Source organism: Algoriphagus boseongensis (genome assembly GCF_004362805.1).
Lineage (GTDB): Bacteria > Bacteroidota > Bacteroidia > Cytophagales > Cyclobacteriaceae > Algoriphagus > Algoriphagus boseongensis.
Genome location: NZ_SNYF01000010.1, coordinates 105,361 through 115,688 on the forward strand (window position 1 = coordinate 105,361; position 10,328 = coordinate 115,688).

At 41.6% G+C, this 10,328-nt stretch carries 9 protein-coding genes; 8 read left to right on the forward strand and 1 reads right to left on the reverse strand.

Features of this window, described 5'->3' with window-relative positions:
* Positions 1-6: 6 nt before the first annotated feature.
* Genes mreC through rodA form a run of 4 tightly spaced genes read left to right on the forward strand, consistent with a single transcriptional unit; the run spans position 7 to position 4,433 of the window.
* Entirely contained in the window at positions 7-846 is an 840-nt protein-coding gene (mreC, locus tag DFQ04_RS17230; protein WP_133558171.1) for a rod shape-determining protein MreC, read from the forward strand.
* Complete coding sequence (locus DFQ04_RS17235) at positions 836-1,357, forward strand: rod shape-determining protein MreD (RefSeq protein WP_133558173.1); 522 nt, start codon at positions 836-838, stop codon at positions 1,355-1,357. The genes mreC and DFQ04_RS17235 overlap by 11 nt, the downstream gene beginning before the upstream one ends.
* Positions 1,357-3,159: a penicillin-binding protein 2 gene (gene mrdA, locus DFQ04_RS17240; RefSeq protein ID WP_133558175.1), complete on the forward strand. Its 1,803-nt coding sequence runs from the start codon at positions 1,357-1,359 to the stop codon at positions 3,157-3,159. The genes DFQ04_RS17235 and mrdA overlap by 1 nt, the downstream gene beginning before the upstream one ends.
* On the forward strand, positions 3,159-4,433 hold the full coding sequence (gene rodA / locus DFQ04_RS17245) for a rod shape-determining protein RodA (protein ID WP_133558177.1): 1,275 nt from the start codon (positions 3,159-3,161) through the stop codon (positions 4,431-4,433). Before mrdA ends, rodA begins: the two co-directional genes overlap by 1 nt.
* Before the next feature lie 48 nt (positions 4,434-4,481).
* Here rodA and DFQ04_RS17250 read toward each other — a convergent pair whose 3' ends face one another.
* The gene (locus DFQ04_RS17250) at positions 4,482-5,576 is read right to left on the reverse strand and encodes a hypothetical protein (RefSeq protein ID WP_133558179.1); all 1,095 of its coding nucleotides are present in this window, start codon (positions 5,574-5,576) and stop codon (positions 4,482-4,484) included.
* Positions 5,577-5,609: 33 nt separating this feature from the next.
* Here DFQ04_RS17250 and DFQ04_RS17255 point away from each other — a divergent pair, with 33 nt between their 5' ends.
* The 4 genes from DFQ04_RS17255 to rho all read left to right on the forward strand — a co-directional run bounded on the left by DFQ04_RS17255 (position 5,610) and on the right by rho (position 9,256).
* Complete coding sequence (locus DFQ04_RS17255; protein WP_133558181.1) at positions 5,610-5,936, forward strand: 2Fe-2S iron-sulfur cluster-binding protein; 327 nt, start codon at positions 5,610-5,612, stop codon at positions 5,934-5,936.
* Positions 5,937-5,939: 3 nt separating this feature from the next.
* Positions 5,940-6,524, forward strand: coding sequence for a thymidine kinase (locus DFQ04_RS17260; RefSeq protein WP_133558183.1), 585 nt, complete (start codon positions 5,940-5,942; stop codon positions 6,522-6,524).
* A gap of 8 nt (positions 6,525-6,532) precedes the next feature.
* Entirely contained in the window at positions 6,533-7,222 is a 690-nt protein-coding gene (gene recO, locus DFQ04_RS17265; protein ID WP_133558185.1) for a DNA repair protein RecO, read from the forward strand.
* Positions 7,223-7,417: 195 nt separating this feature from the next.
* The gene (rho, locus tag DFQ04_RS17270) at positions 7,418-9,256 is read left to right on the forward strand and encodes a transcription termination factor Rho (protein ID WP_133558187.1); all 1,839 of its coding nucleotides are present in this window, start codon (positions 7,418-7,420) and stop codon (positions 9,254-9,256) included.
* The last annotated feature ends 1,072 nt before the right edge of the window (positions 9,257-10,328 follow it).

Genomic DNA, 10,328 nt, shown 5'->3' on the forward strand with positions numbered 1-10,328 from the left:
TATTGAATGCTACGCATCCTACAGTTCCTTTATAGAATAAGGGCATTTATTTTATTTGTTTTTTTGGAAGTAGTGGCAGGCTGGTTGATTGTCACTAACAATTCCCCACAGGGTGCAGCTTTCTTCAACAGTTCCAATGCAGTCATTGCATCTGTCCTGAAAAAACAAGCCGATTTGGTTCAGTTTTTTTCATTGGCCGAAGCTAATGAAGAACTGACAGAGGAAAATGCAAAAATCCTCAGCACCCTGTTTGCTTATACCCAGCCTGCAGATAGTGCCTATTTGGAATTGGATTCCTTGTTGGAAGTTTCTTATCAATTCAGAGGAGCAAGAGTCATTGCCAATTCTTTACGCTATTCTCAAAATTACATCACCTTAAATAAGGGTGCTAATGATGGAGTAAAACCAGGAATGGGGGTTTTCAATTCTGAAGGAGTGGTAGGAAGAGTAAAGTCAGTTTCCAAAAACTACTCCGTAGCATTCTCTCTTTTGAATACCGGCTTATTGGTTTCTTCAAAAATCAAATCCACCAATGACATTGCTTCAGTGCAGTGGGATGGAAGAGATGCTTCCGAGGCAAACCTTTTATATGTGCCTAGGCATATCAAAACTCAGCCAGGAGATACCGTGGTCACCTCAGGATTTAATTCCGTCTTTCCGGAAGGCATTATTATCGGAATCATCTCAGAGGTAAATCCAGACACTGAAGATCCAAACTATTTGAAAATTCGCCTGAAATTGAAAACTGATTTCAGTAAGATAAAATATGTCTATTTGGTAGAAAACACCCAGTATCTGGAAGTGGATTCTCTTCAACAACAGTCGGAAGTAACCAATGAATTTTAGAAATCTGATCCTATTTACCCTTCGGCTAATCCTGCTGGTTTTGGTTCAGATTTTCTTTCTGAAAAATCTGGCCCTTTTCGGACAAGCTTTTGCCTTCCTATACCTTTTGGGGCTTTTGATTTTACCCTTAAATCTTCGGACCATTCCTTTGCTCTTGATAGCTTTTGGAATGGGATTGGTAATTGATGTTTTTTATGAAACTATCGGTATGCATACTGCTGCGGCTACTTTCATGGCTTTTGCTAGACCGATCTGGCTGAAAGCTGTCAGTCCTACTGGAGGCTACGACGATATGCAATATCCTACCCTAAGCGAAATGGGAACTGGCTGGTTTTTGAGCTATGCATTTCCCTTGGTATTTGCATTCTCGATCGTATTTTTCAGTATAGACCATTGGGGATTCGGAAGCTTTTTTTCTGTGCTGAATAAAAGCTTTTTTTCCTCGACATTGACCTGTCTTTTGGCTATACTTGTACAACTACTGTTTTTCAAGCGTAGGAGGGGAATCTGATGAATGAACAAAGACCGGTAATCATCCTCATCTTCATTTCCTTGGTGAGTGTGGTGCTGCTTGTCAGGCTATTTATGATCCAAGTCGTCGATGACAGCTTTACTCAAAGAGCTGAACGGAACGCTATCCAACGAATCGTCGACCACCCATACAGAGGATTGATTTATGATCGTAAGGGTCAACTCCTAGTCTACAACAATCCGATTTTTGATTTGATGGTCGTACCCAAAGAATTGAAAATTCAGGATACTACAAGATTTTGTGAGCTTTTCAGAATCCCGAAAGAACAGCTTGTGGAAACCCTCACCGCAGCTAGGAAATATTCCTCTGTCAAACCCTCTCCTTTAATCAAGCAAATCTCCAATAAGGAGTTTGCCAGAATTCAGGATTTCCTGATCGATTATCCCGGTCTATTTATTATGACCCGTGCCGTGCGATCTTATCCCAAATCCACCGCTGCACATGCTTTGGGATATATAGGAGAAATCAGCGGTCCTCAATTGGAACGTGATACTACAAAATACTATAGCCAAGGAGATTATGTAGGATTGAGCGGTTTGGAGCGCTATTATGAAAATGAACTCCGAGGTAAAAAGGGTGTGAAGTACAAGATGGTCAATGTCCGTGGAGTGGATAAAGGGCCATTTAAAGATGGAGAATACGATACTGCCTCAGTAGCTGGAAAAAACATCACTTCCACCATTGACATGGATCTTCAGCTTTATGGAGAAATGCTAATGGCTGGAAAAAAAGGATCTGTCGTGGCCATCGAACCTAAAACAGGTGAAATCCTTGCCATGATCTCTGCTCCTTTTTATGACCCCAATGAGCTTACAGGAGCCGAATTTAGTAAGAACTATACCCTTTTGAATAAGGACATTCAGAAGCCTTTGTTCAATCGACCTATCATGGCCACCTACCCTCCGGGTTCGATCTTTAAAATTGTCCAAAGCTTAATCGGACTTCAGGAAGGGATATTAACACCAAACACAACCTTTGCCTGTAACAAATCTCTGGTCGCTTGCCACAATCACCCAAGCCCTGTAAACCTTTTTGGGGCGATCCGAAATTCATGCAATCCATATTTCCATCAGGCATACAGAATGATTATCAATCAGGAGGTCTCCACGAATACCTTCAAGGATACTGAAATTGGATTGAATGCCTGGAGAGAAAGAGTTTTGAAATTTGGTCTTGGTGGGCCATTAGGAGTGGATATGACTAATGAAAAAGGAGGTTCCATTCCTTCCAGTAAGTTATATGATCGGGTCTATGGAGAAGGACATTGGAAGTATTCCACCATCTATTCTCTTTCCATTGGTCAAGGTGAAATGCTCGTTACTCCACTTCAAATGGCGAATCTTGCTGCCATTTTTGCCAATAAAGGATACTATTACATTCCTCACCTGATCAAGGAAGTCGACGGAGATCCGACCTTGATCCCTGGCAAATATCAAATCAAACGAGAAGTTGGAATCGATCCGATTCATTTCGATTTGATTCAGGATGCCATGGCAGAGGCGATTTATGGAACAGCAGCTCGAGCAGTATTAAAAGACATCACCATAGCAGGAAAAACGGGAACAGCCCAAAACCCACATGGGGAAGACCATTCCGTTTTTATTGCTTTTGCCCCAAAAGAAGATCCTAAAATTGCAATCGCAGTCTATGTGGAAAATGCAGGATGGGGTGGCCGAGCAGCAGCAAGTACGGCTTCTCTAATGATTGAAAAATATCTCAGAGGGGAAATCACTAGACCTGCTTTGGAAGAATACGTAATCGCCGGAAACTTTATTTATTGATGAGAGAGGCGGATATTCAAATTAATCGAGTCGACTGGATTGCAGTCTTGATCTACTTTGCCTTAGTCTTTATAGGCTGGATCAATATCTATGCGGCGGTATTCGATAGCCAATATCCCAAGGAAATTTGGGACCTATCCATCAATTCCGGCCAGCAGCTAGTCAGAATAGGTATTTCGATTGCCTTGATCACTTTGATCATGGTGGCGGATTACCGCTTTTTTGAAAATCTAGCCCTACCGATTTACATCCTTTTCATCGGGATTTTGATTGTCACTCCTTTCTTAGGTAAGGAAGTCAATGGTCAAGTCCTTTCCGTTGGCTTTGGCTCATTTCGAATCCAGCCAGGGGAGTTTGCCAAGCTGACGACCGCGCTAGCTCTGGCAAAGGTGATGGAAAGGCCAACCTTTGACCTATCCAAAAAGAACTACCAAATCATAGCTTTTACCATTTTGCTGATTCCAGTGGGATTGATTCTACTTCAGCCAGATACTGGTACTGCAATGGTTTATTTTTCCATGCTTTTGATGTTTTATCGTGAGGGATTACCTCAATGGTATTTCGTGTTAGGCTTTGGATTGGTAGCCGTCACTCTTTTAGGACTAGGTATCGAAAACAATCTTTATTTGGTAGGGGCAATTGTAGTAGTCGTTGCCATTTTAGTTTCCTTGGGAAGAAGAACTTGGCAAAGGACAGTAGTTTTCTCCCTTATTGGATTAGGATTGATTGCTTATATCTATTCCTTGGATTATGTAGTTGCCAAACTCCCTCCTCATCAGCAAAACCGAATCATGGTTCTCTTTAATCCCAATATTGATCCATTGGGTGTGGGATGGAATGTGACCCAATCTAAAATTGCCATCGGTTCGGGAGGCTTACTTGGAAAAGGATACTTGGAAGGAACTCAGACCAAATTTGACTTTGTACCCGAGCAGCATACCGATTTTATCTTTTGCACTCTGGGAGAAGAATTCGGTTGGATAGGAAGCCTAATTGTGATCGGCTTATTTACTGGTCTACTTTATAGACTGGTCGTGATGGCAGAAAGACAAAAAAACAGATTCTCGAGAATCTATGGGTATTGCGTGGTCTCGATATTGCTTTTCCATTTCATGATCAATATTGCCATGACCATAGGATTGTTTCCCGTAGTTGGGATTCCCCTCCCCTTCTTTAGCTATGGTGGATCTTCTCTTTGGTCATTTACTATTTTGCTCTTCGTTTTCATAAAAATGGATTCCTCTAGAGCCACCCAGCTTGGCAGATTGAGTTAAAAAAAGGAGGGCTTTCGACCCTCCTTCTTAATTTCTATCACATTAAACTTAATCGGCAAATTTTCGGTAGACCAATTGGAGAAATTCTCTCACCGCTTCAGAGTTGGTATCCCAATCCAATTCAGCAACATAGCGGGTATTGATCAAGTCCACAGCCGAATCAAAAGATCCGGATTCATCTATCGTTTTCAAAGCATGCTTTAACAAATCAGCATTTCCATCAAACAACTCTTTGGTAAACATAAATCGCTGATTCAAGGCCAAACTCTCAGAAAGCTCTCCCAAAATCCCTTTCATTCCTTTATAAGACTCCGCAGAGAAGTGAGCCTTCAACTTTCCTGCATCCAATCTTCCATTACCCATAGCTGGTGGAGCAGGCGCTGGTCTTTCTGCTCTCACTTCAGGAACTACCTGAGGCTCTGGCGCTGAGACTTCAACAGTTTCCTCCTCCACACTTTCGAAAAAAGATGCCTCAGTTACTTTATTTTCCTCTACCACAGGGCTGGCTTGAGTTCCTGATCCACCAGTTATGTATTGGTCAAGGTCGAAAGCCTTTACATCACCCAAGGTAGCAAGCAAAAGATTCACTGATTCTAAACTATCCTTGATGACCTGATAGTTAGCTGAAATTGCTTTCAAATACGCCTCTCTGTCTTGTCCAAAGCCAGCTTTATCGATGAGAAAAGTGACTGCTTTATCATGCCACTTGTAATATTTCTTATTCTCCTTGAGGTATTCATTGATTTTTCCAGCTGGAGCTTTTCTGATTTCGTCCTGATAAAATTCAACCGGCTGACAAGCTAGCTTGATCGCCAATTTTACAGCTTCCTGAACTAATGGCTCAAAATGCGCTCTTTCCGCCTTGATCCTTCGGGAAAGCACATTCATAAACTGGGTCAAAGCCTCATGAACCGCAATGTCCCTGTAATCGAAGAAAGGATTGCTTTTTAGCTTGGTCAATTCCTCCTGCCACTTTTCAAACAGTCTTTTGATGATAAAAAAATTGACCTGATTGCTATTGGTCAACTGAATGATATCCTGACCGGTAATAAACTGCCGAGATGAAAAAAAACGTTCGCAGACAAGCTGAGCGTACTCTTTGGAATAATTTTCTAAATAATTGCTGTTAATTTGAACTGTCATAAGTGGGTCTGGTTTTCAAAATCAAACGTAAAAATGCCCCGAATAATCATACAAAACCTGGGAAATTTCATCATTGATTCGGAAAGCACTGATCGTAAAGTTATTGAATTAATTCATGAAAATGGCATCGATTGGATGCATGCTTGTGGGAAAAAAGGTCGCTGTACCACATGCAAAATGATTCTGGTAAAACAGGAGGCTCAATTAAATGAATTGACGGAGAGAGAGCTTTTTTACAGGAGTCAAAATAGGCTAAAGCCCAATGAAAGACTAACTTGCCAAACCCAAATTCTTGAAGGAGAAATCCTGATTAGGGTGGCCGAAATCAATAAATTTCCACATCTTCAATACACGGAATAGTCCATGTTTGTCGAACCATCACCAAATACCAATAAGTCCAGCGACAAAAAAGGCCAGATCGAAGTGATCTGCGGATCGATGTTTTCCGGGAAAACTGAGGAACTTATCCGTCGGCTAAACCGGGCAAGAATCGCCAGACTCAAAGTGGAAATTTTTAAACCCTCAATTGACAAAAGATACCACGAACATGATGTGGTCTCTCATAACGAAAATAGTATCCGATCCACTCCAGTCCAGTTTGCAGGTGACATTCTATTATTAGCAGGAGACTGCGATGTGGTAGGAATTGATGAAGCTCAGTTTTTTGATTTGGACCTGATCAATGTAGTCCAAAAATTAGCCAACCAAGGCAAACGGGTAATTCTTGCTGGTCTGGATATGGACTTTGAAGGAAAGCCCTTTGAACCCATGCCTCAACTGATGGCTATGGCAGAATACGTAACCAAAGTCCATGCGATTTGCATGAAGTGTGGGAGCTTAGCAGCTTTTTCTCTTAGACTTTCATCCAGTATGGACAAGGTGGTATTGGGAGAAAAGGAAGCCTACGAGGCCAGATGCAGAAAATGCTTTCTGGAAGATAAAAAATAGATCCGGTCATGATCAAAAAGACGGCAGGGATCGTACTGAGCAGCCTCAAATACAAGGAGACCAGCATTATTGTCAAAATTTTCACACGCGAACTCGGTCTAAAATCATACCTGGTCAACGGAGTTCGCACGCAGGGAAAAGGGAGTAAAATGGCCTTTTATCAGCCTTTAACTCTTTTAGATTTGGTGGTATATGACAAGGAAAATTCTGGACTGCAGAGAATTTCCGAAGCCAAACTCACCTTTCCCCAAAAGCATATCCCCTTCGACTTTTCCAGAACTTCCGTGGCTCTGTTTATGACAGAGGTCATCAGCAGGAGTATTTTCGAAAACTACCAAAACGAGTTTCTTTTTGATTTTCTGGAAGAAAGCATTCAAATTTTGGATCAGGAAAATCTCAACCTTACCCACTTCCCTATTGTCTTCCTTTTGGAAAAAGCCAAATACCTGGGATTCGGACCTGAAGAAGCTTCCATGTTTCTAATAGAATCCAAAAATCAGCCTTTCTCCCCCGAGGAAACCAAGGAACTGGAAAGCTACATTTCTCAGCTTTTAGAGGAAGGTTATCATTCAGCAGCCCAAGTAAGAGGAAGCCTTAGAAAAAGATTTCTCGATTTCTTGGTGGATTATTACAGCGAGCATTTGGACAATCCAAGCCCTCTAAAATCCCTTCCCATCCTTAGACAGTTGATTTTCTGAGGAAAAAATATTGCCAAGAGAAATCAAAAAATTTGTTAAATCGATTGGCATGGATTATTATTGTGCCATCACCGTGTATGAACAAGTCAGCCCACTTTGACTTGAGCTTTTCCTGCAGACCTTTTTTGCTCAGAAAATCATCCACGATCTCAAATACCGCATCTATCAAGATTTTATTTATTTCATACCCTCTTTATGTACAACATAGAAGAACTCAGAATCAGGCTTTTATCTGAACTGAAGGAAATTGCTGAAGAGCTAGGAGTCAAAAACTTCAAATCACTCAAAAAAGACGAACTCGTCTACGCAATTCTAGACCAGCAAGCGATCACCCCAGAGCAGGCCCTTCCCAAGAAAAAGCCCTCAATCGTAGAAACTCAGGCAGTTGAAGCCGAAAAAAAACCAGAAGTTCCTTCGTCCGAAGCAGCGGCAGCTACTCCAGAACCCGAGTACAAGCCTAAATTCAAAAGACAAAACGTAACAGAATTGCCTAAGGAAGCATCAGAACCGGAGGCAAAAACTGAAAGACCTGAAAGACCTCGCCCTGAAAAGGTAGAGCGTCCTGAAAAGGCTGAACGTAACGAAAGGCCTGAAAGACCTGCCAGACCTGAGCGCCTAGAGCCAAAAGAAGCTGCTCCTGCTAAAAAAGAAGAAGCCGAAGCTTCAACTGAAGAGCCAAAGAATTTCAGACCTAGAAGAAGAGTATTCGAGGAAGTAAATGTGGAAGCAAACGTTTCCAGCGAAAATTCCGAAGAAAAAGCTTCCGCTCCTGAATCAACTTCAGAAGGCCAAAAGCCTGAACAGGAAGTTGATCTCCCAAAAAGAAGAAACTTCAAATCTCAAGATGAAGTGCTAATGCCTTCAGCAGAGACTCTTCAGGGATCAGCCAGAAAGAAACCTTTTGTATCTCCTAGAGAATTTGACGGAGTAATCGAAAACGAAGGTGTATTGGAAATCATGCAGGAAGGCTACGGCTTCCTCAGATCCTTGGATTACAATTACCTGGCTTCTCCGGATGATATTTATGTTTCTCCTAGCCAAATCAAACTTTTCGGTTTAAAAACCGGAGACCATATCAAGGGGTCTATCCGACCTCCAAAAGAAGGTGAAAAGTATTTTGCCTTGTTAAAGATTGCCACTTGTAACGGCAAGACCACGGATGAAATTCGTGACCGGGTTCCTTTCGAATACTTGACTCCACTTTTCCCTGAGGAAAGATTAAACCTGAGCACCAAGCCTGATGGCTACTCTACCCGTATTTTGGACTTATTTGCTCCTATCGGTAAAGGACAGCGAGGTATGATCGTAGCTCAGCCAAAAACTGGTAAAACAGTTCTTTTGCAGCAGATCGCCAATGCCATCACTCAAAACCATCCAGAAGTTCATTTGATGATCTTGTTGATCGACGAGCGTCCGGAAGAAGTCACAGACATGGCTCGTTCGGTAAGAGCAGAGGTTATTTCCTCCACTTTTGACGAGCAGGCTGAGCGACATGTAAAGGTTGCAAACATTGTTTTGGAAAAAGCCAAGCGAATGGTGGAAGTAGGACATGATGTGGTCATCCTCTTGGATTCCATCACCCGTCTTGCCAGAGCACATAATACGGTGGTACCTAGCTCAGGAAAAATCCTTTCCGGTGGTGTGGATGCCAATGCCTTGCACAAGCCTAAGCGTTTCTTTGGCGCAGCCAGAAATGTAGAAAACGGAGGTTCATTGACCATTATCGCCACCGCCTTGGTAGAAACAGGTTCAAAAATGGACGAGGTAATCTTTGAAGAATTCAAGGGTACCGGTAACATGGAATTGGCTTTGGACAGAAAGCTGGCCAACCGAAGAATCTACCCATCTATCGATGTGCTTAGCTCCGGAACACGTAGAGAAGATCTATTGATGGACAAGGAAGAAATGCAGCGCGTATGGATCCTGAGAAAACTAATGAGCGACATGACTGCTCAGGAATCTATGGAATTCTTGCTTCAGCGAATGAAAGGCACCCGTGACAATGCTGAGTTTTTGATCAGCATGAATGGGTAATCCTTAGCTTATATCAACAGGAAACCGGGTCAGCATTGGTCCGGTTTTCTTTTTTTTCAACCAACTAGCATTCAATAGTTTATTTGTTTTTGAATGAAAAAAAATTAGATTTGAAGTCCTAATTAGGCGTTTTGTGAAATAATCTTTTTGAAGGAAGTTTAAATGCATTTCTAATTCAAAAAAATGTAAGCGAATAAAGCTCTTGTTAAACAATACATAAAAATGTATAAACAAGAATTAATTAGGCATTGGAATAATGATTGTAATGCAATTATATAATTCCTAAAAACAAGTATTGATTATCAAATAGATGAGATTAAAAAAGAACGCATTTATAACCGATACTAAGGAATATTACGTAAATTTAAAGTGCGTTTTTAGCTATTTAAAAAGCATTTCGGTTACTGAATTATGCTTATGAGGGGGAATTTACTTAGGGTGTTATTTTTTGGAATTCTGATTTTTGTCAGCTGGAATTTCTATGCCAAAAGCCTCAAATTTGACATATCTTCCTTAAAACCTATTTCCAGACTTTTTGAGGCTTCAAAAGAATTGGAAGTTGAACCTATTCCTCCTGCTAAAATAGAAATATTAGAAAAGGAAAATTTAAAGGTTGAAGAGGTTTTGGCTTGTACAATATCCCTTGGGTCAGGAACTGGTCCTAAGGATCAACCAGATATATGCAGCGGAGACCCAATTGTTGACATAATTTTTAATGTAGATACAGGAGGTACTCTGAGTGTATCAAATCTCCCATCGGGACTTTCTGTTTCAGGATTAGGTACTGCAAGCATTACCATTTCAGGAATCCCAACTGCAACAGGAACATATATTGTGAGTGCAAGTGGGGGAAGCTGTGCTGGGGAAACTGTAACAGGAACTATCACCGTTACCCCAACCGTCGGAACACCTACTGCCATTACAGGCACTCCTCCTACCTGCCAGCTGACCAACGGAACAACAACCACAGCTTTTGCGACCACAGCTACCAACAGCACTGGATTCAACTGGACCCTGAGCAATCCTGCCGCTGGAAGTATTAATCCTACTACCGGTCTTATGACTTGGGCAA